The sequence below is a fragment of the Caulobacter sp. 17J80-11 genome (assembly GCF_014349105.1).
In the GTDB taxonomy this organism is placed as follows: domain Bacteria; phylum Pseudomonadota; class Alphaproteobacteria; order Caulobacterales; family Caulobacteraceae; genus 17J80-11.
This window is the reverse complement of sequence record NZ_JACSJI010000007.1, coordinates 114,723-140,521: the sequence shown is the minus strand read 5'-3', so window position 1 is coordinate 140,521 and position 25,799 is coordinate 114,723. Positions and strand designations below refer to the sequence as shown.

The 25,799-nt window shown below is 70.6% G+C and carries 28 protein-coding genes, 1 tRNA gene and 2 pseudogenes; 9 read left to right on the top strand and 22 right to left on the bottom strand.

Going from position 1 to position 25,799, the window contains the following annotated elements; all coding sequences use genetic code 11:
- Window positions 1–28: 28 nt before the first annotated feature.
- From H8B08_RS09625 to H8B08_RS09600, 7 genes and pseudogenes are all read right to left on the bottom strand, one after another.
- On the bottom strand, window positions 29–847 hold the full coding sequence (locus H8B08_RS09625; protein ID WP_187449971.1) for a tetratricopeptide repeat protein: 819 nt from the start codon (window positions 845–847) through the stop codon (window positions 29–31).
- 29 nt (window positions 848–876) lie between these two features.
- Window positions 877–1,926 (bottom strand): DUF3667 domain-containing protein, encoded by a 1,050-nt coding sequence (locus H8B08_RS09620; RefSeq protein ID WP_187449970.1) that lies wholly within the window; start codon window positions 1,924–1,926, stop codon window positions 877–879.
- A 90-nt stretch (window positions 1,927–2,016) separates the two neighbouring features.
- The gene (locus H8B08_RS09615) at window positions 2,017–2,859 is read right to left on the bottom strand and encodes an enoyl-CoA hydratase-related protein (RefSeq protein WP_187449969.1); all 843 of its coding nucleotides are present in this window, start codon (window positions 2,857–2,859) and stop codon (window positions 2,017–2,019) included.
- A 21-nt stretch (window positions 2,860–2,880) separates the two neighbouring features.
- Window positions 2,881–2,960: pseudogene (locus tag H8B08_RS19550) on the bottom strand (hypothetical protein); the annotation flags it as partial.
- 7 nt (window positions 2,961–2,967) lie between these two features.
- Window positions 2,968–4,575, bottom strand: coding sequence for a carboxyl transferase domain-containing protein (locus H8B08_RS09610; RefSeq protein ID WP_187449968.1), 1,608 nt, complete (start codon window positions 4,573–4,575; stop codon window positions 2,968–2,970).
- Window positions 4,472–5,065 carry a hypothetical protein gene (locus H8B08_RS09605; protein ID WP_187449967.1) on the bottom strand — a complete coding sequence of 198 codons (594 nt, stop codon included), beginning with the start codon at window positions 5,063–5,065 and terminating at the stop codon, window positions 4,472–4,474. Before H8B08_RS09605 ends, H8B08_RS09610 begins: the two co-directional genes overlap by 104 nt.
- A gap of 90 nt (window positions 5,066–5,155) precedes the next feature.
- Window positions 5,156–5,617, bottom strand: coding sequence for a hypothetical protein (locus H8B08_RS09600; RefSeq protein ID WP_187449966.1), 462 nt, complete (start codon window positions 5,615–5,617; stop codon window positions 5,156–5,158).
- Between the two features lie 113 nt (window positions 5,618–5,730).
- On the opposite strand from H8B08_RS09600, the gene H8B08_RS09595 reads away from it, so the two are divergent.
- Both H8B08_RS09595 and H8B08_RS09590 read left to right on the top strand, forming a co-directional pair.
- Window positions 5,731–7,608, top strand: coding sequence for a patatin-like phospholipase family protein (locus H8B08_RS09595; protein ID WP_187449965.1), 1,878 nt, complete (start codon window positions 5,731–5,733; stop codon window positions 7,606–7,608).
- Window positions 7,609–7,680: 72 nt separating this feature from the next.
- Window positions 7,681–8,544, top strand: coding sequence for an alpha/beta hydrolase (locus tag H8B08_RS09590; protein ID WP_187449964.1), 864 nt, complete (start codon window positions 7,681–7,683; stop codon window positions 8,542–8,544).
- Here H8B08_RS09590 and H8B08_RS09585 read toward each other — a convergent pair.
- From H8B08_RS09585 to H8B08_RS09580, 3 genes and pseudogenes are all read right to left on the bottom strand, one after another.
- Window positions 8,541–9,320 carry a methyltransferase domain-containing protein gene (locus H8B08_RS09585; RefSeq protein WP_187449963.1) on the bottom strand — a complete coding sequence of 260 codons (780 nt, stop codon included), beginning with the start codon at window positions 9,318–9,320 and terminating at the stop codon, window positions 8,541–8,543. The two genes, H8B08_RS09590 and H8B08_RS09585, sit on opposite strands and share 4 nt — an antisense overlap.
- A gap of 28 nt (window positions 9,321–9,348) precedes the next feature.
- Window positions 9,349–9,434: pseudogene (locus tag H8B08_RS19545) on the bottom strand (hypothetical protein); the annotation flags it as partial.
- A 15-nt stretch (window positions 9,435–9,449) separates the two neighbouring features.
- Window positions 9,450–9,755, bottom strand: coding sequence for a DUF6665 family protein (locus H8B08_RS09580; RefSeq protein WP_187449962.1), 306 nt, complete (start codon window positions 9,753–9,755; stop codon window positions 9,450–9,452).
- Between the two features lie 349 nt (window positions 9,756–10,104).
- Between H8B08_RS09580 and H8B08_RS09575 the strand changes: the two genes are divergently transcribed.
- Window positions 10,105–10,740 carry an SseB family protein gene (locus tag H8B08_RS09575; RefSeq protein ID WP_187449961.1) on the top strand — a complete coding sequence of 212 codons (636 nt, stop codon included), beginning with the start codon at window positions 10,105–10,107 and terminating at the stop codon, window positions 10,738–10,740.
- An 80-nt stretch (window positions 10,741–10,820) separates the two neighbouring features.
- Window positions 10,821–11,510, top strand: a complete 690-nt coding sequence (locus H8B08_RS09570; RefSeq protein ID WP_187449960.1) for an SseB family protein — start codon at window positions 10,821–10,823, stop codon at window positions 11,508–11,510.
- A gap of 3 nt (window positions 11,511–11,513) precedes the next feature.
- On the opposite strand, the gene H8B08_RS09565 is transcribed toward H8B08_RS09570, so the two are convergent.
- Entirely contained in the window at window positions 11,514–12,218 is a 705-nt protein-coding gene (locus H8B08_RS09565; RefSeq protein WP_222934391.1) for an RNA polymerase sigma factor, read from the bottom strand.
- Window positions 12,219–12,356: 138 nt separating this feature from the next.
- Here H8B08_RS09565 and H8B08_RS09560 point away from each other — a divergent pair, with 138 nt between their 5' ends.
- Window positions 12,357–12,878: a DUF4142 domain-containing protein gene (locus H8B08_RS09560; protein ID WP_187449959.1), complete on the top strand. Its 522-nt coding sequence runs from the start codon at window positions 12,357–12,359 to the stop codon at window positions 12,876–12,878.
- Window positions 12,875–13,213, top strand: coding sequence for a cupredoxin domain-containing protein (locus tag H8B08_RS09555; RefSeq protein ID WP_222934390.1), 339 nt, complete (start codon window positions 12,875–12,877; stop codon window positions 13,211–13,213). Before H8B08_RS09560 ends, H8B08_RS09555 begins: the two co-directional genes overlap by 4 nt.
- A gap of 29 nt (window positions 13,214–13,242) precedes the next feature.
- On the opposite strand, the gene H8B08_RS09550 is transcribed toward H8B08_RS09555, so the two are convergent.
- The 6 genes from H8B08_RS09550 to H8B08_RS09525 form a co-directional block, all read right to left on the bottom strand.
- The gene (locus H8B08_RS09550) at window positions 13,243–13,434 is read right to left on the bottom strand and encodes a DUF3008 family protein (protein WP_187449958.1); all 192 of its coding nucleotides are present in this window, start codon (window positions 13,432–13,434) and stop codon (window positions 13,243–13,245) included.
- Window positions 13,435–13,478: 44 nt separating this feature from the next.
- The gene (locus H8B08_RS09545) at window positions 13,479–14,141 is read right to left on the bottom strand and encodes an exopolysaccharide biosynthesis protein (protein ID WP_187449957.1); all 663 of its coding nucleotides are present in this window, start codon (window positions 14,139–14,141) and stop codon (window positions 13,479–13,481) included.
- A gap of 140 nt (window positions 14,142–14,281) precedes the next feature.
- On the bottom strand, window positions 14,282–15,445 hold the full coding sequence (locus H8B08_RS09540; protein ID WP_187449956.1) for an isovaleryl-CoA dehydrogenase: 1,164 nt from the start codon (window positions 15,443–15,445) through the stop codon (window positions 14,282–14,284).
- A gap of 45 nt (window positions 15,446–15,490) precedes the next feature.
- A complete protein-coding gene (locus H8B08_RS09535; RefSeq protein WP_187449955.1) occupies window positions 15,491–17,359 on the bottom strand; it encodes a lysozyme in 1,869 nt (622 codons plus the stop codon).
- 190 nt (window positions 17,360–17,549) lie between these two features.
- Window positions 17,550–18,956 (bottom strand): magnesium transporter, encoded by a 1,407-nt coding sequence (mgtE, locus tag H8B08_RS09530; protein ID WP_187449954.1) that lies wholly within the window; start codon window positions 18,954–18,956, stop codon window positions 17,550–17,552.
- A gap of 50 nt (window positions 18,957–19,006) precedes the next feature.
- Window positions 19,007–19,091: transfer RNA gene (locus H8B08_RS09525), tRNA-Leu, on the bottom strand.
- A 118-nt stretch (window positions 19,092–19,209) separates the two neighbouring features.
- On the opposite strand from H8B08_RS09525, the gene H8B08_RS09520 reads away from it, so the two are divergent.
- Complete coding sequence (locus H8B08_RS09520; RefSeq protein WP_370545451.1) at window positions 19,210–19,581, top strand: response regulator; 372 nt, start codon at window positions 19,210–19,212, stop codon at window positions 19,579–19,581.
- Here H8B08_RS09520 and H8B08_RS09515 read toward each other — a convergent pair.
- Complete coding sequence (locus H8B08_RS09515; protein ID WP_370545450.1) at window positions 19,578–19,835, bottom strand: FliM/FliN family flagellar motor switch protein; 258 nt, start codon at window positions 19,833–19,835, stop codon at window positions 19,578–19,580. The two genes, H8B08_RS09520 and H8B08_RS09515, sit on opposite strands and share 4 nt — an antisense overlap.
- A gap of 70 nt (window positions 19,836–19,905) precedes the next feature.
- Here H8B08_RS09515 and lipB point away from each other — a divergent pair, with 70 nt between their 5' ends.
- Entirely contained in the window at window positions 19,906–20,628 is a 723-nt protein-coding gene (gene lipB / locus H8B08_RS09510; protein ID WP_187449952.1) for a lipoyl(octanoyl) transferase LipB, read from the top strand.
- Between the two features lie 5 nt (window positions 20,629–20,633).
- On the opposite strand, the gene H8B08_RS09505 is transcribed toward lipB, so the two are convergent.
- The 4 genes from H8B08_RS09505 to H8B08_RS09490 form a co-directional block, all read right to left on the bottom strand.
- A complete protein-coding gene (locus tag H8B08_RS09505) occupies window positions 20,634–21,038 on the bottom strand; it encodes a DUF805 domain-containing protein (RefSeq protein WP_187449951.1) in 405 nt (134 codons plus the stop codon).
- A 68-nt stretch (window positions 21,039–21,106) separates the two neighbouring features.
- Window positions 21,107–21,529: a DUF805 domain-containing protein gene (locus H8B08_RS09500; protein WP_187449950.1), complete on the bottom strand. Its 423-nt coding sequence runs from the start codon at window positions 21,527–21,529 to the stop codon at window positions 21,107–21,109.
- A gap of 68 nt (window positions 21,530–21,597) precedes the next feature.
- Window positions 21,598–22,008, bottom strand: a complete 411-nt coding sequence (locus H8B08_RS09495; RefSeq protein WP_187449949.1) for a hypothetical protein — start codon at window positions 22,006–22,008, stop codon at window positions 21,598–21,600.
- A gap of 35 nt (window positions 22,009–22,043) precedes the next feature.
- On the bottom strand, window positions 22,044–24,029 hold the full coding sequence (locus H8B08_RS09490; protein ID WP_187449948.1) for an acetyl/propionyl/methylcrotonyl-CoA carboxylase subunit alpha: 1,986 nt from the start codon (window positions 24,027–24,029) through the stop codon (window positions 22,044–22,046).
- Between the two features lie 163 nt (window positions 24,030–24,192).
- On the opposite strand from H8B08_RS09490, the gene H8B08_RS09485 reads away from it, so the two are divergent.
- Entirely contained in the window at window positions 24,193–25,629 is a 1,437-nt protein-coding gene (locus tag H8B08_RS09485) for a hypothetical protein (RefSeq protein WP_187449947.1), read from the top strand.
- Window positions 25,630–25,799: the final 170 nt, after the last annotated feature.

Here is a 25,799-nt window from a genome sequence, read left to right as displayed (position 1 = left end):
CCACAGGTCTGCGTGGCCGGCGCGCGGGTTATGGGCAGTCCGTCGACGGCGCAGCGAGGCAGCGGTCGGCGAGGCGCACGGCCTCGGCGCGCTGCTCGGGGGTCAGGTTGGCGAGGATGGCGTTGCGCCCCTCCGGCGAGACCCCGTTTCCGGCCTTTTCGGCGACCAGCACCCAGGCCTGCGCCTTGACCGGGTCCCTGGCCACGCCGCTCCCTTCGAAGAAGGCCTGCGCGAGCTTGGTAGGTGACTCCTTCGCTCCGGCCGCGAAGGCCTGCCGCCACAGGTCAACCGCGCGCGCGGAGTCGCGGGGGACACCCTCGCCGCGATCCAGCAGGTCAGCCAGTTCCGAGAGGCTCTCAGTATCTCCGGCCACCACGGCGCGTTCGAACCAGGCCGCCGCTTCGGCGGGGCGGCGGTCGGCGTAGCGGGCCATGTAGCCGAGATTGTAGAGCGACGACGTCTGGTTCAGCTCGGCGCCCCGGCGCCAGATCCTTTTCGCCTCCTCGAGGCTTTGCGGCACGCCGTCGCCTTCGAGGTAGGCCATGCCCAACGCGCCGATCGCGCGCGGCTCCCCGCCCTCGGCGGCGCGGCGCAGCAGGACGAGCGCCTGCTCGGGATCGGCCCGCACGACGCCGTAGCCGTCCTTGACGATGACGCTCAGCACGAAGGCCGCCTCGGCGCCGTACGGCGACGCGGTCAGGGCCGAGTAATGCGCGTACGCGGTCTTGAAGTCGTGCGCCTCGAAAGCGGCGCGTGCCTGGGCCAGGTCGTCAGCTGGCGGCTGCGCGGACGCGCGCCCGCCGGCCAGGGCCAGGCCGAGCGCCAAGGCTGTCGCAACAATCCGCATGGTCCCCTCCCCGGCCGCTGAGCGCGTCCTCAGTGTCCCGCCATCTGCTGGACGCCGAGGTAGAACCACAACAGCGCCAGCCCGCTGAAGCCGAACACGGTCAGCACCGCCAGGCCGGCCATGCGCCCGATCGTGCCGAACACGCCGGTCGAATAGACCCCGCGCATGTGCAGGAACAGGTGCACGGGGGCCAGCAGCACCAGCCACCAGGCCACCGGCCCCAGCGGAATCGACAACAGCAGGATGGTGGTCAGCAGCAGCAGCTGGAACGACAGCGAGTGCATCGAGAACACCAGGTGGTCGAACACGAAGAACCGCCGCTGGAACACGAACAGCAGGCTCAGGAACAGGGCGGCCATGGGCAGCATCAGCACCGCCACCCGGTGGGCCCAGATCTCCAGGATCAGGAAGAACCGCTCGGGGTCCTTGTTGATGGTGTCGACGCGGCTCTCGAGCCAGTGCTCGAAGGCCTGCCCCTTGTCGTCCTTGGGCGAGAACAGGTTGATGTCGGCCGAGCCGGTCGCCTTCAGGCGGTCGTCGGCCTTGTCCAGCTTGGCGAGCGCGGCCTTGCGTTCCGCCGGCGACAGGCTCTTGTCCTGCTCGACCGCCTTGCGGGTGGCGGTGGACAGGGTCGCCGGCGTGGCCTTGTCCTTCGGATCGAGCACGACGGGCGCGGTGCGGACGCTCTCGGCGTGTTCCTTGTTTCCGCTGGCCAGGTGACTGGCGAAGAAGGCGACCAGCAGCACCACCAGGAACAGGCGGAAGGGCGGGATTTGCGGCGCGCGCTTGCCGTCCAGGTAGGCGCGGGTCAGCCGGCCGGGCTGGATCGCGAGCTGCGGCAGGGTCTTCCACAGCCGCCCGTCCAGGTGCAGCAGGCTCTCGATCGCCTCGACGAACAGGGCGACGATCGACTTGTGGAAGTCCTCGGCGAGCTGGCCGCAGGTGTGGCAGTAGGCCCCCTGCAGCGGCGTCTCGCAGTTGGCGCACGGCGTGCCCGGCGGGATGTCCGCGTGCTTGCGCCGCCATTTCAGCCAGCCGCCCGCCGCCGCGGCGCCGACCAGCTCAAGTTCCCTCGCCATGTCACGCCCTCGCTGATCGTCGATCAGCGCAGGGCATAACGGCTAGGCTGGAGTCGTCAACCGTGAAGGTCCGCGGTTCGGCGAACCGGCCTACGCGATCCAGCTGGGCTTGCGCTTTTCGAGGAAGGCGCGGACGCCTTCGCGCCCCTCGGGCGAGACCCGCTTCTTGGCGATGCGCCGGGCGGTGTCGTCCATCAGGGCGTTGTCGATCGGCCGGCCCCAGACGTCCCAGACCAGCCGCTTGGACTCGGCGATGGCTTCGGGCGCGCAGGCCATGATCTCGCCGGCCAGCCGCTCCTGCAGCGCGTTCAGCGCCTCGGAGTCGTGGACGACCTCGGTCACCAGGCCGATTTGGCGGGCGTATTCGGCGTCGAACACCCGGCCGGTGCTGAACAGCGCCCGGGCCTGGCGCGGGCCGATGGCGTCGACCACGTAAGGGCTGATGGTGGCCGGGATCAGGCCCAGCTTCACCTCCGAGAAGGCGAACTTCGTGTCGCGGGTGGCCACGGCCATGTCGCAGGCGGCGACCAGGCCCGCGCCGCCCCCCATGGCGGCCTTCTCGACCAGGGCCACGGTCAGGGCGGGGATGTCGTAGAGCGCCTTCAGCATGCGGGCCAGCTGCAGGGCGTCGTCGCGGTTGTCGGCCTCGGTCCAGTCGGCGGAGTCGCGCATCCATTCCAGGTCGGCCCCGGCGCAGAACACGCCCTCCGCCCCGCGCACGAACACCACCCGCACGTGGTCGGCCCCGTGCAGGGTCTCGAACGCCTCGCGCAGCGCCGCGATGGTGGCGGCGTCGAAGGCGTTCTTCTTCTGCGGCCGGTTGATCATCACGAAGGCCACCCCCGACGGGCTGGCGTCCAGGAGCACCTTGGTGGTCTCCAGGTCCGGGGCGGGCTCTTCCACCCAGGGGTCGGTGATCGGGAAGTCGGACATCGCGCTGGCGCTCCTGGTCCGCCCTCGTCCTTCGACAAGCTCAGGATGAGGGCTACTGATCCGACGAAGTCCTCACCCTGAGCCTGTCGAAGGGCGAGGACTTCAGCATTACATCCTAAACACGCCGAACGTCGTTTCGGGCACGGGCGCGTTCAGCGAAGCCGAGATGGCCAGGCCCAGCACGTCGCGGGTCTGGGCAGGATCGATCACCCCGTCGTCCCACATCCGGGCGGTGGCGTAGTACGGGCTGCCTTCCTGCTCGTAGCGCTCGCGGATCGGGGCCTTGAAGGCCTCCTCGTCGGCCTTCGACCACTCGCCGCCCTTGGCCTCGATGCCGTCGCGCTTGACGGTGGCCAGCACGCTGGCCGCCTGCTCGCCGCCCATCACCGAGATGCGCGAGTTCGGCCAGGTGAAGAGGAAGCGCGGGCCGTAGGCGCGGCCGTTCATGCCGTAGTTGCCGGCCCCGAACGAGCCGCCGATCAGCACGGTGAACTTCGGCACCTCGGCGGACGCGACCGCGGTGACCAGCTTGGCCCCGTCCTTGGCGATGCCGCCAGCCTCGTACTTGCCGCCCACCATGAAGCCCGAGATGTTCTGCAGGAAGACCAGCGGGATCTTGCGCTTGCAGGCCAGCTCGATGAAGTGCGCGCCCTTCAGCGCGCTCTCCGAGAACAGCACGCCGTTGTTGGCCAGGATGGCGACCGGATAGCCCCAGATGCGGGCGAAGCCGCACACCAGGGTCGTGCCGTACAGCGGCTTGAATTCGTCGAAGGACGAGCCGTCGACGATGCGGGCGATCACCTCGCGCACTTCGTAGGGGGCGCGCACGTCGGTCGGCACGATGCCGTACAGCTCGGACGGATCGTGGGCCGGCGGGACCGGGTCGCGCACGTCCAGCGGGACGTCCTTGACAGTGTTCAGGTTGCCGACGATCGAGCGGACGATCTCCAGCGCGTGCTCGTCGTTGGCCGCCACGTGGTCGACCACGCCGGAGCGGCGGCCGTGCACTTCCGCGCCGCCCAGGTCCTCGGCCGAGATCACCTCACCGGTGGCCGCCTTCACGAGCGGCGGGCCGGCCAGGAAGATGGTGCCCTGGTTGCGGACGATGACGGTCTCGTCCGACATGGCCGGGACATAGGCGCCGCCGGCGGTGCAGCTGCCCATCACGCAGGCGATCTGGGCGATGCCCTTCGCCGACATGCGGGCCTGGTTGTAGAAGATCCGCCCGAAGTGCTCGCGGTCGGGGAAGACCTCGGCCTGGTGGGGCAGGTTCGCGCCGCCGCTGTCGACCAGGTAGACGCACGGCAGCCGGTTCTCGGCGGCGATCTCCTGGGCGCGCAGGTGCTTCTTCACCGTCATCGGGAAGTAGGCGCCGCCCTTCACCGTCGGGTCGTTGGCGACGACCATGACCTCGCGGCCGGAAACGCGGCCGACGCCGGTGATCACGCCCGCGGCCGGGGCCTCGTCGTCGTACATGCCGCCGGCGGCCAGTTGGCCGACTTCCAGGAAGGGCGCGCCGGGATCCAGCAGCCGCTCGACCCGCTCGCGCGGCAGCAGCTTGCCGCGGCTGACGTGACGCTGACGGGAGGCCTCAGGGCCGCCCAGGGCGGCCTTAGCGACCTTCTCGCGCAGCTCGCGCACCAGCGCTTCGTTGTGAGCGCGGTTGGCCTTGAAGGTTTCGGACTTCGGATCGATCGAGGAGGTCAACTTCGGCATGGGGCCCGCCATAGCGGGGTTCCCCGGCCGACGGAAGGCCCGCCGCGGCGATCACGGGCGCCCAGCGCGCGCGCGCCTGGTTCAGCTGGGTGACCAGCTCGTGGGCGCTGATCTTCAGTCCGCCCGGCAGGCGGCCGGGACGACGGGCGTCGGCGTAGTCGAAGCCGACGCTTTGCCGGACGACCTTGAACGCCCGGACTTCGGACCAGGCGAGCCGGGTCCGCTTGCCCAGGCGGGTCCAGGAAAGCCCCTGCGGTCCGTAGGTCAGGCGGGCCGGAAACAGCGCGTCGACGAAGCCGACCACGAGGCAGCAGGCGCCGGCGGCGGCCCAGGCGCCCGCCTCGACGGCATGGACCCAGTCCGTGCGGGGATCCCAGCCCGTCTCGCCGCGGAAACGCCAGACGGCGACCATCATGAGCCAGAACAGCAGGCTGAAGCCCGACAGGCGGGACGCCTTGAACACCCTGGGTTGGTTGAGATCTGTCGCCACGGCGTGCGCCCCCTGCCCCGAATTGATGCCTTGCGGCGGCGCTTGCGTCTAGCCGACCCGCGTTCGACGGGAGCTCGTGGGCTTCCGGATTCAACCGGCGCGGGCGGGTTGCAGCTTTCGGGGCACAGGGTACGGCGGCCCGAAATGCCGGCGCAGCGCCGCGACGACCAAAATGCCAAGCTGCAGGTAGACCAGCACGCTGATCAGCCACCACTGGGCCCACCAGGCGGCTCCCCAGGCGCCCTTCGGCATGAAGGCGTAGTGGATGAAGTCCACCACCGTCGTGATGGTCTGCACGACGACCTGCAGGCCGACCCACAGCGCGCGGTCGCGCCAGTAGAGCCAGAGCGCGGCCGCCAGGATCGCGCCGTCCAGGGCGACCGAGGCCCACGTGAAGGTCCGCCCCATGGGAATGACGGCGTAGGCGATCAACGACAGGCCGCTCACGATCAGCAGCACCAGCGCGAAGTAGCGCACGGCGCGGCCCCCGGGCCCGCTCGAGATGGCGACCACGGCGAACAGCACGAAGATGAAGATCAGCGGCGAGAGCATCCGCCCCCTTCGTCGCTCCAAGCGTGGCGGTTTGGCAAGCCGGCGGGCTTGTCAGGGCGCCCGGTGCGCACGATTTCATCGCGACGAATCCGAAACCGCCTTAGTTTCCGTCCATGGCCCACGACCGACGCTCCGACACGGTGGAGAGCGCGCTGGCGCGCCTGTTCGAGGCGGCGCCTGACGCGCACTGGTTCTCCTTGCCTGGCGGCGAACGCCTGTTCTCGGCCGGCGAGGCCGCCGACGCGGTCTATCTGCTGCGGGTCGGACGGCTGGGCGTGTTCCGCCGCGAGGAAGGCCAGGACCCGCACCTGCTGGGCGTGGTGAAGCCCGGCGAGCCGGTCGGTGAAATGGCGCTGATCGCCGGCACGCCGCACACCTCCACCGTCGTGGCGCTGCGCGACAGCGAGCTGATCGCCCTGCCCCGCGACGCCTTCTTCGCCGCCGCGCGCCAGATGCCGGAGCTGATGACCGAGCTGGCGCGGCTGATGATCCTGCGCGCCCGCCAGACCGGCGCGCACGCGGCCGAGCCGACGGTGTTCGGCTTCCTCGGCTGCGCCGAGCACCCCTGCCGGGGCTTCGTCGAGCAGGTCGCCGCCGAGGTCCGCTCCCAGGGCTCCAGGGTCCAGGTGATCGATTCCAAGGCCCTGCGCTCGGCCGCGGCCTGGTTCTCGGCGGTCGAGGAGAGCCACGACTACGTGCTCTACGTGGCCGAGCGTGGCGAGGTCGCCTGGTCGCACCTGGTCGCCCGCCAGGTCGACCGGCTGTTCCTGGTCGGGCGCGCCGAGGACCCGGCCCCGCACGAGCGGCTGTGGGCGGCCGCGCCGCTGGACGAGCACCGGCTGGTCGACCTGATCCTGATCCACCGGCCCGACACCGTGCGCCCCAAGGGCACGTGCGCCTGGCTGGACGCCAAGAACCCGGCCCGCTGGTTCCACGTTCGGGCCGACGACCGCGGGGACGCCCAGCGGATCGCCCGGGTGCTGACCGGGACCTCCGTCGGCCTGGTGCTGTCCGGCGGCGGCGCGCGCGCCTACGCCCACATCGGCGCCATCCAGGCCCTTCGGGAAGCCAAGGTGCCGATCGACTTCATCGGCGGCTCGTCCATGGGCGGCATCGTGGGCGGCGGCGTCGCCATGGGTTGGGACCAGGACGAGCTGGACGACCGCATCCGCAAGGCCTTCGTCGACTCCAGCCCGGTCGATGACCTGACCTTCCCGCGCATCGCCATGACCCGCGGCCGCAAGGTCGACCGCCGGCTGGAGGAGCACTACGGCGAGGCCCAGATCGAGGACCTGTGGCGGCCCTTCTACTGCGTGTCGTCCAACATCACCGCCGGCGGCTATGTCGTGCACCGCACGGGCTCGCTGCGCCACGCGCTCCGCGCCTCCATTTCGCTGCCGGGCGTGCTGCCGCCGGTGCTGGAGAACGGCCAGGTGCTGGTCGACGGGGCGGTGATCAACAACTTCCCGGTGGGGCTGATGCGCGCCTGGCACCTGGGCCCCGTGGTGGGCGTCGACGTCAGCCGCGCCCGCAGCGTCGATCCGAAGGCCCTGGAACCGCCGAAGTCGTGGCTGCGCTGGATCGCGACGGGCGAGTGGCGCAGGGGGCCGCCGATCGTTTCGATCATGATGCGCTCGGCCACCCTGTCGACCCGCGCCGACCTGATGGAGGCGCGCAGCGCCACCGACCTGCTGGTCATCCCGGAGCCGGCCGGCGTCGAGATCCGCGACTGGAAGGCCTACGAGCCGGCCGTCGCCGCGGGCTACACCGCAACGGTCCACGCGCTCGCCAAGCTGGACGGCCCGGTCCCGACCCTGCGCCGGCGAAAGCACGCCGCCGCCGCCGCCCTGGTCGCCCCGGTCAGCCCCGACGCGCCGCTGGACGTCGCCGCCGCCAAGCCCAAGGGCTGGTTCCGCCGCTCCGGCGAGAAGCCGGCCAAACCCGCCCCGGCTCGACGCCGCCAGCCCTCCCCCGCCCCCTCGCGGAGCTGAGGCCGGGCGTTCGGCGAACGCGGTTGCCAGACTCGGCTGTCCCCCGCAGGATCGAAGTTTGGGGGACAGCGAATGTTCAGACGTACATCGAGCCCGGCCGTCGTCCTGTGCGCGGTCCTGCTGCTCGGCGGTCCGGCGATCGCCGGTCCGGCCGCGAAGGCTGACGAGGGCCGGCCGATCGTCATCGGCCGTTCGTTCGAGCTGCCGTCCAAGGTCCTGGGCGAGGTGCGGCGGATCAACGTCTACGTGCCCCCCAGCTACGCCAAGGGCGACGCGCGCTATCCGGTGCTCTACGTGATCGACGGGGGCGAGGACCAGGACTTCCACCACATCAGCGGCCTGGCCCAGCTGGGCACCATCTCGGGCACCACCCAGGACCTGATCGTGGTCGGGATCGAGACCGTCGACCGGAGGCACGAGCTGACCACCCGCAGCGCCGACCCGGCGTACGTGAAGCGCTGGCCGACCCACGGAGCGTCGGCCGACTTCCGCCGCTACGTCGCCGACGAGGTGATCCCCTTCGTCGAGGCGCGCTGGCGCGCCGACGGCGAGCGCGCCGTGATGGGCGAGAGCCTGGCCGGCCTGTTCGTGCTCGAGACCTTCCTGCGCGAGCCGGGCATGTTCGACCGCTATGTCGCGATCAGCCCCAGCCTGTGGTGGGACGGCGGCGCCCTGGCGGCGGAGGCCCCAGCCCTGCTGGCCAAGCACGACGGCGCCGAGCGCACGCTCTGGATGACCGTCGCCGACGAGGGCGACGAGATGCAGGCCAGGATCGACGACGTAGTCGCGGCGCTGAAGGCTAAGCCGCCCTCGGGGCTCAAGTGGAGCTACGCGCCGCGGCCCAACGAGACCCACGCCACCATCTATCACGCCGCCGCCCTGGACGCGCTGCGCGCCCTGTACGGCCCGAAGCCGGAGACTTCGGCCGCGCGCTAGGCCCGGCGGGCGACCAGGAAAAGGCGCTGGAACGGGAACAGGGTGACCCCGTCGGCGCGCCGCAGGAACGCCGCGCGCAGCCGCGCCCGGTAGGCGTCCACAAATCCTGACCGCTCCGCTTCGGAGGCGAGCGCCTGCAGGTAGGGCCGCAGGCCCGTGCCGGCCATCCACTCCAGCACCGGGTCCTCGCCCTCGAGCGCGTGCAGGTAGGTGGTGGTCCAGACGTCCACGCTGGCGCACGTCGGGGCCAGCCAGGCGTAATAGTCGGCCGGCTCGCCCAACGGACGCACGCCGATCACGCCGGCCAGCCGCTCGGCCCACGGGCCGTCGGCGGCGGTCTCGCGGAGCAGGCGGTGCTGGTCGCCGACGTAGGACACCGGCATCTGGCAGGCCAGCACCCCGCCGGTGGCCAGGAGGCCGGCCAGGCGCGGGAACAGCGCCTCATGGTCGGGCAGCCACTGCAGGGCCGCGTTGGAGAAGATCAGGTCGACCGGCCGCTGCGGCGTCCAGGTCCCGGCGTCGCCTTCGACCCAGCGCACGGCCTCCGGCCGCGCCGCGCCCTTGGCCAGCATGTCGGGACTGGTGTCGAGGCCGCAGACCTCGGCGTCGGGCCAGCGCCGCTTGAACAGCGCCGCCTGCTCGCCCGTGCCGCAACCCAGGTCCCAGACCTCGCGCGGCCGGAGGTCGGCCGGGATCTGGGCGATCAGGTCGTTCGCCGGCCGCTCGCGCCAGGCCTTGTAGCGGTCGTATTGGGTCGGGTCCCAGCGAGTCGTCATGGCGGGAGTCTAGCGCGAGCGCGTCGGCCCGCCCTCGTCCTTCGACAAGCTCAGGATGAGGGCTACTGAAGCGCAGTCGAAATCCTCACCCTGAGCCTGTCGAAGGGCGAGGATTTCGGTTCGTCCGCCCTAGCGCGCGCCCAGCCGGGCGATCACCGCGCGCGGGATCTGGTAGGCCTCGATCGCCTCGCTGTGATCACAGAAGCCGCTGAGCTCGCGCAGGATGAAGTACTCGTAGACCGCCTCGGCCGCGTGCCCCATCGGGCCGGCGTCGCCGCTCGCGGCGGCTTTCAGCGCGACCATCGCCTGCTCGACCTTCCGGCCGGCGCGGCCGAGCGCCGCAGCCCGTTCGGCCAGGATTTCGGCGTCGAGGATGCTGGCGCCGGTCTCGAACTGGAGCTGGTTGCTGAGGTTCTGGGGCATACGCAGCGACATGGGGCGGGCTCCGCTCTGCTGAGAGCGCTGGTACGCCTGGGCGCGGGCCCGTTCAACCTCGCTGGCCTTCAACCATTGTGACGCGAAACCATTGCGCCGGAGGTCGGGAAGGCCCACCTTCGACTTCCTGTTCAACAGCTGAAAGGAGGTGACCCAGTGTCTCATTGTCTCAAACGCGGTGCTGAGATCGTGACCCTGGCCCTCGTTTCCGAGGTCCGCGCGTAAGCAAGGGTTCGAGACCGCATCGCGGTCGACAATGGAAAGGCCGCTCCGGCGACGGGGCGGCCTTTCGCATTTCGGGGGTCGCCGTATAAGCGCTACTGTAGGCTGCGCTGTGGGAGGACGCCTCGTGTTGAAGAAAGCCGGATTGCTCGCGGCGCTGCTGCTCGGGGTCAGCTCCGGCGCGCTCGCCGACTCGCGCGTGCGGGCCGACCGTCCGGTCCTGGCCTCCTCCGCCCTGGAAACCAGCGCCCGGCGCGACGCGCGCATGGCCATGGCGATCGGCGATTTCCGCCAACGCGATCCAGCCCAGGCGAAGACCGAGGAAGGCCGACGCTACGCGGTGGCCTTCAACCGCACCCTCTCGCAGGAGCGGCCGTACATCACCGCCGGCAATCCGCTGGAGGAGACCCTCCTGGCCCTGGCCCGCACGCCGTCGCCGCTGACCAGCCAGGCGTTCGAGGACGCCTTCCTGACCTCGAAAGTCTATTTGGTCACCACCAAGGAAGGTCAGGCCGAGGCGCGCCCGCCCTTCTGGCGCACCTCGGTGGGCGCGAGCGCCGAGGCCATGGTGGTCTTCACCAGCGAGGATCGTCTGCGCGAGGCGCTGACCAACGAGCCGACGATCTATTGGGTGACGATGAGCGGGCGCGACGCCCTGCGGCTGGCGCGCGGCCTGCCGGTCGCCATCAATCCCGGCCTGCGCCCGCCGGCGGTGATCCAGCCCGCCCAGGCGGAAAGCCTGCTGCAGAAGATCGGCGGCTAATCCGCGGCGGCGCGGCGCTTGGCGTCCTTGCCAGCGGCGCCGTCCACGCGCACGGTGCCGCCCGACGCCCAAGGTTGCCGATGACCCGTTCCCTTCTTCTCGCCCTCGCCCTGCTGGCCGGCGGTTCGGCGGCGAACGCCGCGCCCGCCCCGGCTCCGGCCCCGGCCCAAAACCCCGCCCAAAACCTGGCCAAGCCTCCCGCCGCCGCGCCTGCGCCCGCGCCGACGCCGGACGACGCGGTCGCCGACGCTCGCGCCGCCATCGCCAAGGGCGACCTGCGCCCGCGCGAGCTCAAGGCCGGCCTGACCGACGCCCAGCGCCGCTACGCGCTCGCCTACAACAAGACCATCCTGCTGGAACGGCCGTTCATCGCGCCGGCCAACGAACTGGAGCGGCGTCTAGTGTCCATGGCGCGCAACCCCTCGGAGGCGAGCGAGCGCGCCTTCGGCGAGCTGCTGCTGACCTCGAAGGTCTATCTGGTCACCAACAAGGAAGGCTACGCCGCGGCCAAGGCCGGCTCGACCGACGTGTCGTTCTGGACCGCCCCGATCCGGCCGGGCACGGACGCCCTGGCCCTGTTCACCAGCGAGCAGCGGGTGCGCGAGGCGATGGCCAACGACGACAAGATCTACATGCTGGCCATGCCCGGCCGCAGCGCTCTGGAGCTCGCGGGCGGCGTGCCGATCGCCGTGAACTACGGCCTGCAGCCGCCCGCCATCGTGCAGCCCGAACAGGTCGCGCTGCTGCTGGAACGCTCGACCGCGCCATAAGGCTCAGTCCTCGGGCTGGGCGGGCAGTCGGGCCAGCACCGCGGCGGTCATGCGCTCGCAGCGCGTGCCCAGGAACGGGAAGGCCGAGCTGGTGGTGGCGGACAGCTGCTCGTCCAAGGCCGCGCGCAGCATCCGGCGCGCCCGGTGCAGGCGGGTCTTCACGGTCTCGGGCTTGAGGTCGAGGTTCGCGGCCGTCTCTTCGACCGTGCACTCCTCCACTTCGCGCATGACGAACACCACGCGGAACGGCTCGGGCAGATCGTCGACCGCGCGCTCGATCAGGCGGCGGATCTGGGCGCGGGCGGCTTCGGATTCCGGGCTTTCCGGCCGGGCGGCCGACAGGGACACGATTTCGGCTCCTTGGCGCTGGGCGGTCTCGACCGCCTCCAGCTCGACGGTCGGGCGGCGGCGGCGCAGCCGGCCGCGCGCCTCGTTCAGGGTGATGCGGGTCAGCCAGGTCAAAAGCCCCGCCTTGCCGCGGAAGCTGTCCAGCTTAGCGAAGCCCTGCAGGTAGGCGGCCTGCACCACGTCCTCCGCCTCGGCGTCGTCGCGGACCACCGCACGCGCGACCCGGAACAGGCGCTGGTTGCAGCGCTGCACGATCACCCGGCAGGCCTCGCGTCGGCCCGCACGGGCCAGGGCGACCAGTTCGGCCTCGTCGAGGTCGTCGTAGTTCAGCGCGTGCGCGTGGCTGACTGGCATCGGCATGGGCTTTCCCGGAACTCGCACCATTGGATGCGGCCGCGGACTCTAAGGTTCCCGCAATTCGCCTCCAAGCGGCGCGCACCCCCGGGAACCTTTCGAGCGGCCCCCTCCTCCAATGGAGCGTCTCAAGGAGGACGCCCCATGTTCAACCGCCTCGGCCTCGCGGCCGCCCTCGCCATCGCCGTTCCGGCCGTCGTCTCGGCTCGGGCCCAGAAGCCGACCGATCCCCAGATCGCCCACATCGCCTACACCGCCGGCGCGATCGACGTCGCCGCGGGCGAGCAGGCCCTGAACAAGTCGCAGAACCCCGACGTCCGCGCCTTCGCCGAGGAGATGGTGCGCGACCACAAGGCGGTGAACGACCAGGCGCTGGCCCTGGTGAAGAAGCTGGGCGTAACGCCCCAGGACAACCCGACCAGCCAGGCCCTGACTAGGCAGGCCGAGGCCAAGCGCGCCGAGCTCGCCAGGCTGAGCGGCCCGGCCTTCGACAAGGCCTACGTCGCCAACGAGGTCGCCTACCACAAGACCGTCAACGGAGCGCTCGCCGGCACGCTGATCCCGGACGCGTCGAACGCCGAGCTGAAGTCGCTGCTGCAGACCGGCCTGAAGCTGTTCCAGGAACACGAGATGCACGCCGAGCACCTGAGCGGAGAACTGAAGTGAGCGCCCGCCGCGGCTTCGGCTTCGCGCGGCTGCTGATCGCCGCGGGCTGGGTGACGGTCGCGGCGGTCTCGTCCGCCGCGACGGCGCCCAAGGTGCACACGGTCGTCATCGCCGACATGGCCTTCGGGCCCGCGCCGGCCGACGTGCACGTCGGCGACACGGTGCGCTATGTGAATAAGGACATGTTCCGCCACACCGCCACCGCGCGCGACGGATCGTTCGACCTGGACATGCAGCCCAAGACCAGCGCCGAGACGGTCGTGAAGAAGGCCGGGACGATCAACGTCTATTGCCGCTTCCACCCGGGAATGAAGCAGGCGCTGACGGTGAAGTGAGCGTTTTAGGGGCCGAAATGGCCGGCGCCCTACTTCCGGTCCGACACGTGCTCCGGCTTGCCGGCGCGCTTGGTGTGGGCGAATTCCTCGAGCTGCTTTTCGCTCATGGACTCGTACATGGACTTCGACGCGCCCTTGAGTTCGCTCTTGGGCGTCTCGCCCCGCTTGGCCGACAGGGCGATCCCGGCGGCCTCCTGTTGCGCCTTGGACTTGGCGGGCATGTAAGCCTCCCGCGGTTACTGGTGGGACAGGCGGAACGGCCCGGTCAGCCGCCGGTTCCGGCGTGGAACAGGCCGTCGACCACCGCCTGCACGCCGTCCCAGGCGGCGTTGCCGACCAGGGCCAGCAGGCCCGCGGCGATCGCGGTCGCCAGCCAGCCGAGCAGGGCGATCAGCCCGTCGCGCTCCATGATGGCCAAGGCGAACAGGGCCATGGCCAGGGCCGGCACGAGATTGCCCAGCGGTATGGGCAGGATCAGCACCAGCGACAGGATCACCGAGGCGATCCCGATCAGCCGCTCGCCCACGCCCGAGACCAGCCAGCTCATCCGCTGGTCGGACAGCCGCTCGGCCACCCGCACGGCCGGCATGACCTTCTCGGCTCCCTTGCGGAAGGCGGAGCGCGACACCGAGGCGTCCATCACCTTGTGCGGCAGCCACAGGCCGCCGCCCAGCGCCAGTTCCAGCGACAGGAGCAGCAGCGGCAGGCCGGTGATGGTGGTGCCGCCTGGCGGCAGGGGCAACAGGTTGATCAGCGCGATCACCAGCATGATCGCGCCGAAGCCCCGGCCGGCGAAGGTGTGAACCATCTCGGCGACCGGCAGGCGTTCGCCGTCGCCTTCGCCGAGCGTACGGATCAGGACCGAGAAGTCGCGGCCGTCGTGGGGGCCCTGCCAGTGGCTTTCGCCTCGTCCTTGGCTGGCCTTCATCCGCCGTCCGACCTTTCGCGAGCGTCTCGCGCGGCGGATGCGCCGCGGGGGTGAAACTCGCGAAACGGTGAGAGGTCCCGGCGGCTCCCCCGAAAAGGGGATGGGCGCCGCGCCCCGGAGCGCGCGGCGCCCGATGACGCTTACGCGCCCAGCAGCTCGCGGCCGATCAGGAAGCGGCGGATCTCGTTGGTGCCAGCGCCGATGTCGTAGAGCTTGGCGTCGCGCAGGAAGCGCTCCACCGGCCACTCCTTGATGTAGCCTGCGCCGCCGAGGGCCTGGATGGCCTCCAGCGAGGTCTTCACCGCGTTTTCCGAGGCCATCAGGATGGCGCCGGCGGCGTCAAAGCGGGTGGTCTTGCCGGCGTCGCAGGCCTTGGCCACCGCGTAGACGTAGGCGCGGGCCGAGTTCAGGGCGACGTACATGTCGGCGATCTTGCCCTGCATCAGCTGGAAGCTGCCGATCGGGCGGCCGAACTGCTTGCGTTCGCGGACGTAGGGCAGGACCACGTCCAGGCAGGCCTGCATGATGCCGAGCGGGCCGGCCGACAGGACGGCGCGCTCATAGTCCAGGCCGCTCATCAGCACGGCCGCGCCGCCGCCGATCGGGCCCATGACGTTCTCTTCCGGGACTTCGCAGTCCTCGAACACCAGCTCGCCGGTGTCGGAGCCGCGCATGCCCATCTTGTCGAGCTTACGGCTGACCTTGAAGCCGGCCATGTCCTTCTCGATCAGGAAGGCGGTCACGCCGCGGCTGCCGTCCTCCGGCGAGGTCTTGGCGTAGACCACCAGGGTGTCCGCGTGCGGGGCGTTGGTGATCCAGAACTTGGTGCCGTTCAGGACGTAGCGGTCGCCCTTCTTCTCGGCCCGCAGCTTCATGGAGATGACGTCCGAGCCGGCCTCGGCCTCGGACATGGCCAGGGCGCCGACGTGCTCGCCCGAGATCAGCTTGGGCAGGTAGCGCCGCTTCTGGTCGTCGTTGGCCCAGCGGCGGATCTGGTTGACGCACAGGTTCGAGTGGGCGCCGTACGACAGGCCGACCGAGGCCGAGGCGCGCGACACCTCTTCCATGGCCACCACGTGCTCGAGGTAGCCCAGGCCCAGGCCGCCCCACTCCTCCTCGACGGTGATGCCGTGCAGGCCGAGGTCGCCCATTTCGGGCCACAGCTGGCGCGGGAAGGCGTTGGTCTCGTCGATCTCGGCCGCCAGCGGGGCGATCCGGTCGGCGGAGAACCGGGCGGTCGTTTCGCGGATGGCGTCGGCGGTCTCGCCGAGGCCGAAGTCCATGGAAGGGGTGAATTGAGTCATGGCGCGCGCTTAGCACGCGCGCCGCGGCCCCTCCACTCCCCCGCTTCAGTCGTGAACGCCGCCCAGCCGCTTCAGCAGGAAATAGACCGAGATGGTCACGCAGCCGAAGGCGATCAGGGCCAGGGTCCAGGCCAGGATCACCGGCTCGGGCGAGGCCAGCTGCTTGGCCTTGATGAAGGCCGCCACCGCGCCGCCGAAGGCGAACAGGCCGATCACGCCCAGCAGCACGAACGGCCCGCTGGGACCGGCCTCCTCGTCGCCCAGATCGGTGTCGACCGGCTCGTGGCGGATGATGCGCGGCGCCGGGCGGACCTCTTCCCAGGTCTCCTCGAACAGCGGCGTCTCGTCGACCGCCGCCGTCTCAGGCTGCGTCCAGACGACGCTGGCCGGCTGCGGCATGAAGGTCGGTTCCCGCTCGGGCGGCGGGGTCAGGCTGAAGGCCTGGGCCTCGAAGCCGGTCTGGGTGGTCACCGCCGGCTCCGGCTGCGCCGGCGGTTCAAATTTTGACGGGGCGGCCTCCGCCAACGCCGGCTCGAACGCCGGGGCGGCGGCCACGGGCTCGGGCGCGCGCTCCACGACCGGCTCGACGACCGGTCCAGGCGCCGGAGCGGCCCCGACCTCGGTCAGGGTGGCGCGCGGCGGCAGCGGGCCGAAGCCGGCGCCGCCGCCATAGGGCGAGAACAGGCGCGCGCTCATCACCGCGGCGGCGGCGACGTTGAGCGCCGGCGCGCCCGGTCCGGGCGTGGTGTCGACGGCGGGCGCGGGGGCCGGCTGGACCGGCTCCGGGGCGACCGGCGCGGGCTCGGCGGCGACCGGTTCGACCACGGCCGGTTCGACGACCGGTTCGAAGGCCGCTTCGGGGGCGACAGGTTCGGCTTGGGCGGCGACCGCTTCGACGACGGGCTCGGCCATCACCGGGGTGATCACCGGCGCGATCGCCTCGGCGCCCGGCTCCGACGCCTCGGCGGCGGCGACCTGCTGCTCGAAGGCGTTCCACAGCGGGGCGACGACGTCGGCCGGTTCCACCGGCGCGGCTGCGACTTCCGGCTCCAGCGCCTCGGCGCCGGGCTCGGCGGCCTCGAGGACGGCCAACTCGACCTCGGCGGGCTCCGCCTCGACGACCGGCGCGGCTTCGACCTGCGTCTCCACAGGCTCGGCGGCGACCGGGATGACGCCGGCGCCCGCTGCGGCGGCCGTCAGCGCCTCGGCGCCGGGTTCGGCCTCTTCCGCGACTTCAAGCGCGTGTTCGGCCGGCGTCGCTTCGGCGACAGGCGCCGGTTCCGGCTCGACGGCGGCGGGCTCGGGCTCGGGCTCGTCGATCGGGCCGACGCGGCGGACGACCGCCTCCTCGCCTTCCAGCGGGGTTTCGATGTGGGCCGGGCGGCGCTGCGGCAGCATGGGCGCCATGGCCGGGTCGTAGGCCGGGCGGACCAGCGGGGTCGGTGTCGGCACCACGCCGTCGGCCGGGGTCAGGAACAGCGCCTTCTCGGCCGCGCGGCGGCGGATCAGGGCGTCCAGCACCATCTCCTCGCCGGCGATGTCGGCCTTGCGCCACAGGTCGAAGGCGCAGGCGGCTTCGGTGAGCCGGCCCTCGTTGACGCGCTTGAGCACGTCGGAGCTGCGGAACGCCTCGACGCCGACGTTGAAGGCGAAGGCGCTGAGCGCATCGAACTGGTTCTGGGTGAGCTCGACGAAGACCAGGCCGTTGACGGCCTCGACCACCGGCAGCAGGTCGAACAGCAGCAGGGCCTCGGCGTCCTCCGCCGTGACCTCCGCCCCCTCGCGGGCGGAAAGCGTGTGTCCGTAACCGATCGTCCAGCGGCCGTCGGGCAGGCGCGCGGCCTTGCGACGCAAGCCTTCGAAGCTCTCGATCAGTTCGATCCCCGCGCGGGAGATCTTCAAACGCGATCGCATGTCGTCGTCGGTCCCCTGACCCAAAACGGCACGGGCGTCCTCGCCCCGGAGGCGAAGGAGCAAGACCCGCGCCGCCGTAACGGCGCCGCTGGCCACTCTAGAACGCGTTCAGCGAACGGGAGGTCGACAATTTCGTGAACAGGAAATTCACCCTCCCCTCGACGGGGAGGACGGCCTGAAGGGCCGCGTCCTAAAGCAGGACGATGGTCGCCAGGCCCAGGAAGATCAGGAAGCCGAAGAAGTCGGTCGTGGCGGTCACGAACACGGCCGAGGAGACGGCCGGGTCGAACTTCAGGCGCGACAGGGTCAGCGGCGTCAGCACGCCGACCGAGGCGGCGATCAACAGGTTCAGCACCATGGCGGCGCAGATCACCAGGCCGATGCGGTAGTCGCCGGACCAGACGGCCGCCACCACCCCCATCAACGGGGCCAGGGCCAGGCCGTTCAGCAGTCCGACCGCGATCTCGCGCCCGAAGGTGCGGATCGAGTTGGCCGCGGTCAGCTCGCGGGTCGCCAGGGCGCGCACGGTGACGGTCAGCGACTGTGTGCCGGCGTTGCCGCCGATGGCCGAGACGATCGGCATCAGCACGGCCAGGGCGACCACCTTCTGAATGGTGCCCTCGAACAGCGAGATCACCCAGGCGCCCAGCATGGCCGTCGCCAGGTTCACCGCCAGCCACGGAATGCGCGAGCGCGAGATGCCCAGCACCTTGGCGTCGCGGCCCGCGTCGGTCACGCCGGCCAGGGCCAGGATGTCCTCGCGGTTCTCCTCCTGGATGATGTTCACGACGTCGTCGACGGTCAGCTGGCCGACCAGCCGCCCGCCCGCGTCGATCACCGGCGCCGAGATCAGGTGGTATTTTTCGAAGACGTAGGCGACTTCTTCCTGATCGGCGTCGACGGCGATTTCGGTCACCGGCTCCATGATCTCGGAAAGCTTCACGTCTCTTTTCGTACGAAGAAGACGGCTGACCGGAACAGCGCCCACCGGCTTGTAGGCGGGATCCACGACGTAGATGTCGAAGAACAGCTCCGGCAGGTCCTCGTCGTGGCTGCGCACGTGGTCGATGGTCTGGCCGACGCTCCAGAACTGCGGCGCGGCCATGACCTCGCGCTGCATCAGACGCCCGGCGGTGTCTTCCTCGTAGGCCAGCGACTTTTCGATCGCGGCCCGGTCGCCCTCCGGCATGGCGGCCAGCACTTCGCGGCGCTGGTGCTCCTCCAGGTCTTCGACCACGGCGGCGGCGTCGTCGGAGTCGAGCTCCTGCAGCGCCTCGGCCAGGGCGCCCGGCGGCAGCAGGTCGAGCACTTCCTCGCGGATGCGGTCGTCCAGTTCGGGCAGGATCTCGGCCAGTTCGTCCAGCGGGATCCAGGGCGCGACTTCGGCCCGGTGCTCCGACGACAGGAAGCCCATCAGGTCGGCGACGTCGGCCGGGTGCAGCGCGCCCAGCAGCTCGCGCAGGCGCAGGCCGTCGCCGCGGTCGGCGGCGTCGACCACCAGCTCGACGTATTCCGGATTGAGCGCGTAGTCGTCACGGAGCGCCAGCTCTTCCAGCGCGGCCGCGTGATCGAGGGGCTGGGCGGCGGTGTCGCTCATCTCAGCCTCCTCTTGGCCGGGGTGGTCCCCGGATTATTCTTTTAGAGAGTTGGTGCGGTCGAGAAGACTCGAACTTCCACGGGTTGCCCCACAGCGACCTCAACGCTGCGCGTCTACCAATTCCGCCACGACCGCACGCGTCGGAGGCCGGGGGAATAGCAACTGATTCCGCCCTTGTGAAGGCTCGTCGAAGCCTTGTCGCAGAATCGCCGTAGAACGCCGGCTTCCTACGGTGATGGTGAGACCGCGCACCGTGTCCGAGCCCGCGTTCCGCATCCTGGTCGTCGAAGACGAAACCCTTGTGGCCCTGCTCCTCGAAGAGCTGCTGGTCACGCTCGGCTGCGAGGTGGTGGGCCCGGTCCCGACCCTGGACGAAGGCCTGGAGCGCGCCGGCGCCGGCGGATTCGACGCCGCCCTTCTGGACGTGAACCTGGGCGGCCAGCGCAGCCACCCCATCGCCGAGCTGCTGGCCGCGCGCGGCAAGCCGTTCGCCTACGCCACCGGCTACGGCAGCTACGGCGTGCGCGACGAGGACCTGGAGCGGCCGCTGCTGCTGAAACCGTTCACGCGCAAGGAGCTGGCGAAGGTGGTGGACGAGCTGAAGGCGCTGTGCGCCGGCGCTTAGGTGTTCTTGGCCCCGGCCATGTAGTCGTAGACGTCGGCCGCGCGGGTGACGGTGATGGCGATCTTGTCGTCCTGGATCTGGATCTCGCCGCGCGCCACCGGATGGTTGTTGGCCAGAATCCACACCTCGTCGTTCTCGCGGGCGTCCAGCGGAATCACCGCGCCGCGGCCCATGCGCAGCAGTTGCTGCATGGGAAGCGAGCTGCGCCCCAGCACCACCGAAATTTCGACGTTGACGGCTTCGACCTGACTCACGGCTTTTCGATACGCCCCGGAATCGCCGGCGCCTGTTGCGCGGCGGATCACGCTCCCACATTGGATCGGCATGCTTGACGACGCGTTAAACATCTCCGCCCCGCCCTTCGCCCGCGAAGACGGACTGCCCGCCGGCTGGGCGGTCTCGAAGGGCTATGTCCCCTACCCCGACGCCGTGGCCTTCATGGAGAAGCGGGTGGCGGAGATCGCCGAGGGCACGGCGGGCGAGCTGGTCTGGCTGCTGGAGCATCCGCCGCTCTACACCGCCGGGGTCACCGCCAAGGAAGCCGACCTGCTGACGCCCGAGCGCTTTCCGGTGTTCAAGACCGACCGCGGCGGCCAGTTCACCTATCACGGCCCCGGCCAGCGGGTGGCCTACCTGATGCTGGACCTGAAGGCCCGCAAGCGCGACGTGCGCGGCTTTGTCGAGGCGATGGAGCGCTGGATCATCGGGGCGCTCGGCGAATTCAACGTCGAGGGCCAGATCCGCGAGGGCCGGGTCGGCGTGTGGGTCGAGCGCAAGGCGCCGGGCTTCCCGACCCGCGAGGACAAGATCGCCGCCATCGGCGTGAAGCTGCGCCGCTGGGTCTCGTTCCACGGCATCGCGCTGAACGTCGAGCCCGACCTCTCCCACTTCGGCGGCATCGTGCCGTGCGGCATCACTGAGCACGGGGTCACCAGCCTGGTCGACCTGGGCCTCCCGGTCGGGCTGGACGAGGCCGACGAAGCGCTGAAGGCGAGCTTCCGCCGGGTGTTCGGCGAGGTGGTCGAGGCGGAAGCGCCCGCGCTCTAGCGCGCTTACGCCGCCACGGGCGCGCCGCCGTCGGCCTTCGGGTCCGGGCCGTAGCGGTTCGGGCCGTGCGTACCCGGAATGATGCACAGCAGCACGAAGAGCGCGAAGCTCGCGCCCGGGATCAGGGCCAGCAGGGCCAGCCAGCCGCTGGCGCCGACGTCGTGCCAGCGCCTCGCCGCCAGCGCCATGTTGGCCCAGAAGGCCAGGATTCCGACCAGGGCGGCCAGGGCGGCCACCACCGGATTGGGCGTGAACACCATGGACCAGCTGTGCAGGCCGTGGACCACGTCGGCGTCGCCGTTGATGGCGGCCAGGCCGAACAGGTTGGAGATCACGCAGACGGCCAGCGCGGCCAGGAAGTAGTGGGACCGGCGCAGGCGCCCGTTGAACCCGAACAGAAAGCTCAGCATCGGAGGCCTCCCTGTGTGTCGCCAGGGAGCCTCGGCCCGAAGACGGGCGGTCGCAACTTAAGCTTTGTTCACACCCCGCCGGGGCCTTGCGGCGCGCGGCGCGGGCTGGGGCCGAAGCGGTTGGCCCCCTGCTCGCTCGGCATCAGGGCGCACTCCACGAAGGCCCAGCCCAGCAGGATCATGCCCAGCACGTCCCAGAAGTTGGTCGGGTACGGCAGCACCAGGGCGTAGGCGAACAGCACCGGCGCCGCCCACCAGCCCGACCGGCCACGGTCGTGGAAGCGCTTGGCCAGCACGCAGGTCGCGACATAGCCCAGCAGCAAATAGACCGGCACGCCGGTGATCCAGTGCAGCAGCGAGCTGCCGGCCACCAGCGACTCATAGAGAGTGAAGAGCAGCAGCAGCAGCACGCCGGCGATCAGGAACGGCGTGCGCGCGACACGCCCGTTGGCCGAGAAAAACAGCTCGCTCCAGTCGATCCGATCGGTCATGGACGTCCCACGCTGATACCGGCGCGAAAGCTAGGGATGTTCGCCCCGCCGGTAAACCGGTGACGCTGTTAGCGCGGATACGCGATGGCCGACGAGTCCAGACGCTCGGTGAAATACTCGACCCTTCGCCGCCCCTGCGGGTCAGGCTTGGACAGCAAGACCAGGTAGCGGCTCCCGTCGACAGGCGGCGGACCGTTGCCGCACTGCGCCCGAGGCTGCTCCCATTCGGTGTAGGCGACGTCGACCGCGCCGGCGGCGTCGAGCGCGCCGAAGCGCACGCTCTCCACCGTGAACCGGCTGCTGAAGGTCTGGGTCGAGCCCTCGCCTTCCGGCGTCGCGGGCGCGGCCTCGGTATCGGTGATCACGCCGACGGCCACGACCGAGCCTTCGCTCGCCCGCGGCTGGGCCAGGCTGCACGCGGCGGCGGGCGTGGCGGCCACGGCCAGGGCTGATGCGACGAGGGCGGCTGCGGCTTTCACGACAAAACCTCCGGCTCGCCGTGACGCTATCGGGATCAGGCGAACTCGACCAGCACCTCGTCGGCGGCGACGCTGTCGCCCGCCTTGGGGCCGACCGACTTCACCACGCCGTCGCGTTCGGCCTTGATGATGTTCTGCATCTTCATGGCTTCGATGATGGCGACGGTCTCGCCTTCCTTGACCTCCTGGCCGGCCGTGACCTCCAGCGCGACCACCAGGCCCGGCATGGGCGAGACCACCAGCTTGGAGGTGTCGGCGGCCTGGCGCTCGGGCAGGCGGGCGTAGAGTTCGGCCACCTTCGGGGCCAGCACGCGCACGCGGGCCTTGGCGGCGCGGTGGCGCACCACGTAGCCGTCGGCGGCGGGCTTCACTTCGGCGGCGAAGCTGCGACCGCCCAGCACGCCGCGGAACAGCGGCTGGCCCGGTCGCCAGTCGACCTGGTCGAGGCGCAGGGTTCGCCCTTCCTCCGGCAGCTCGACGTCGAGGCCGCCGTTGGAGTGGGTCACGCGCACGCCGCGCACTTGGCCGTCGATCGAGACGATCCATTCCGACCGGCTGGTCGGCGCGCCGCTGCGCTCGGCCTGCAGGCGCTGCATGGCCATGGCCGCGACGGTCATCACGTCGCGCTGGAAGTCGGAGGCGTCCAGGCCGTGGAAGCCGTCCTTGAACTCCTCGGCGATGTAGGCGGTCGAGATCGCGCCCGAGCGGAAGCGGTCCTGGTCCATCACCGCCGACAGGAACGGCACGTTGTGGCCCGGGCCCTCGATGTGGAATTCCTCGAGCGCGTGGGCCATGCCCTCGATCGCGCCCTCCCGGGACGGCGCCCAGGTGCAGAGCTTGGCGATCATCGGGTCGTAGTACATCGAGATCTCGTCGCCCTCGCGGACGCCGGAATCGTTGCGCACGGTGTAGGCGCCGGTCGCGGCCGGGCCTTCGGCCGGCGGGGCGTAGCGCGACAGCCGGCCGATCGAGGGCAGGAACTTGCGGTACGGATCCTCGGCGTAGATCCGGCTCTCCATGGCCCAGCCGTTGATCTTCAGGTCGGACTGGCCGAAGGCCAGCTTCTCGCCGGCGGCCACCCGGATCATCTGCTCGACCAGGTCGAGGCCGGTGATCAGCTCGGTGACCGGATGCTCGACCTGCAGGCGGGTGTTCATCTCCAGGAAGTAGAAGGAGCGGTCCTGGCCGGCGACGAACTCCACCGTGCCGGCCGAGTCGTAGCCGACGGCCTTGGCCAGCGCGACGGCCTGGGCGCCCATGGCCATGCGGGTCGCCTCGTCCAGCAGCGGCGACGGCGCCTCTTCGATGACCTTCTGGTTACGGCGCTGGATCGAGCACTCGCGCTCGAACAGGTGCACGACGTTGCCGTGCTTGTCGCCCAGCACCTGGATCTCGACGTGGCGCGGATTGACGATGAACTTTTCCAGGAACACCCGGTCGTCGCCGAAGGCGTTCTTGGCCTCGGCCTTCACCGCGGCGAAGCTCTCGGCCATCTCGGCCTTGGAGTAGGCGACGCGGATGCCCTTGCCGCCGCCGCCGGCCGAGGCCTTGATCATCACCGGATAGCCGATCTGCTCGGCGATCTCGACGGCGTGTTCGGGGCTGTCGATCAGGCCCATGTAGCCCGGCACGGTCGAGACGCCCGCCTCGGCGGCGAACTTCTTCGAGGTGATCTTGTCGCCCATCGCCTCGATGGCGTGCGGGTTGGGCCCGATGAAGACGATGCCCTCGTCCTTCAGGCGCTGGGCGAAGGCGGCGTTCTCGGACAGGAAGCCGAAGCCCGGGTGGACCGCCTCGGCGCCGGTCTGGCGCACGGCCTCCACGATCTTGTCGGCCAGCAGGTAGGACTGCGCCGCCGGGGCCGGGCCGATGAACACGGCCTCGTCGGCCATCTCCACCGCCATCGAGTCGGCGTCGGCCTCGGAATAGACCACGACGGTTTTGATCCCGAGACGGCGGGCCGTCTTGATGATGCGAACGGCGATCTCGCCACGGTTGGCGATCAGGATTTTCGAGAACATGGCGGTCGCGGACCCAATAAACCGAAGCGCGCCTGCTTACGGCGACCGGCGTTGGTTGGCAATTCGCGACACGCGGCCAAGCCTTGGCAATTCGCGACAGGGTTGGTTTACGCTAACGCTGGTATAAGCTTGACCGTTAAAGCCGCGACTCCGGAGTTCGCCGATGAAAGCCTTCGCCCTCGCCGCCTGCGCCGCCGCCCTGGCGGTCGCCACCGGCGCCCAAGCCCAGGACTGGCGCGCCGCCGCGGGTCAGGACCTCGCCAAGATGCGCGAGCTGCTGAAGGCCGATCACCCGGCCGCCTATGTCGAGAAGGACGGCGGCACGTTCCGCAGCTGGGTCGACACCGGCTACGAGCAGGTCCGCGCCAACCTGGACAAGGTCGACGACACTTCCGGCTACTACTACGCGCTGAACGGCTACGCCGGCGGCTTCCGGGACGGCAACATCCGCGTGGTGCGCACCCTGCCCGCGCTGGATCCGGCCTTCGCGGGCGCCTGGCCGGGCTTCTCCACCGCCTGGCGCGACGGGGCCTACATCGTCGCCTGGTCCGACGGCGCCTCGAAGACCCCGCCGGTGGGGGCCAAGCTGATTTCCTGCGACAAGCGTCCGGCCGAGGCGATCGCCCGTGAGCGGCTCGACCGCTGGGAGGGCGACCTCGAGCTGCAGGCTGACCGCGCCCGCACCGCGCCCTACCTGCTGTGGGATCGGGGCAACCCGTTCGCCGGCGCGAAGCCGGCAAAGTGCGATTTCGACGTCGCCGGGCGCAAGAAGACCTTCACCCTGACCTACGGCTTCACCGCCGAGGCTCAACGGAAGGCGGCCTTCCAGGCGGCCACGCCGCGGCCGGAGCGCGCCCTGTCGGTCGAGCAGTGGAACGACGGCTACTGGATCCACCTGCCCTCCTTCGCCGACGACATGCCGTGGGAGGCCTTCCTGGGCCAGCTGGAGGCGCAGCGCGCCGCGATCCAGAACTCCAAGGTGGTGGTGATCGACATGCGCGGCGCCGGCGACGGCCCGGGCCGTCACGGCTACCGGGTGGCCAACTGGCTGTGGGATCCCGACTTCGTGCTGGCCCACACGCCCCAGTTCGGCGACGTCGCCTATCGGGTCTCGGTCGACAACCGCGCCTTCTACGCGGGCGTGCTGGCCAACCTGAAGACCGACGGCAAGTACTACAAGGAATGGGCCCGCTGGGAGGCCCTGCTGGCCGAGTTCGACCAGGCTCTGGCCTCGGGCCAGCCGCTGCTGAAGCGCAACGAGGCCCGCGCGGCGGTGGCCGAGACCCCGGCCAACCCGATGAAGGCCAAGGTCGTGGTGCTGACCGACGCCGCCTGCGCGCGCGCCTGCCTGAACATGATGGACCTGTTCACCCGTCTGCCGGGCGTGGTGCACGCCGGCTCGGTGACCAGCGCCGACAGCATCTTCGTCGGCGAGGCGGTTTCGCCCCTGCCGTCCGGCTTCGCCAACCTCAGCATCGGCGACCGCGCCTGGCTGGACCGCCCGCGCGCCTCGCACACGCCCTACACGCCGTCCCTCGCCTACACCGGCGACCCGGCCGACGAGACGGCGGTGCGCAGCTGGCTGGCGGGGGCGCTGTAAGGGGACTGCAGGAGCTTTGATCCTTCTCCCCTTGAGGGAGAAGGACGGAGCCCGCGCACCGGAGCCCGTCAGGGCGAAGGTCCGTGCGGGAGGATGAGGGGTCGCACCGCGGCCCCTTTTTCTTTGTCCCGGATGTGTCGACGGGTGAAATGAAGTCGTCACCCTCGGGC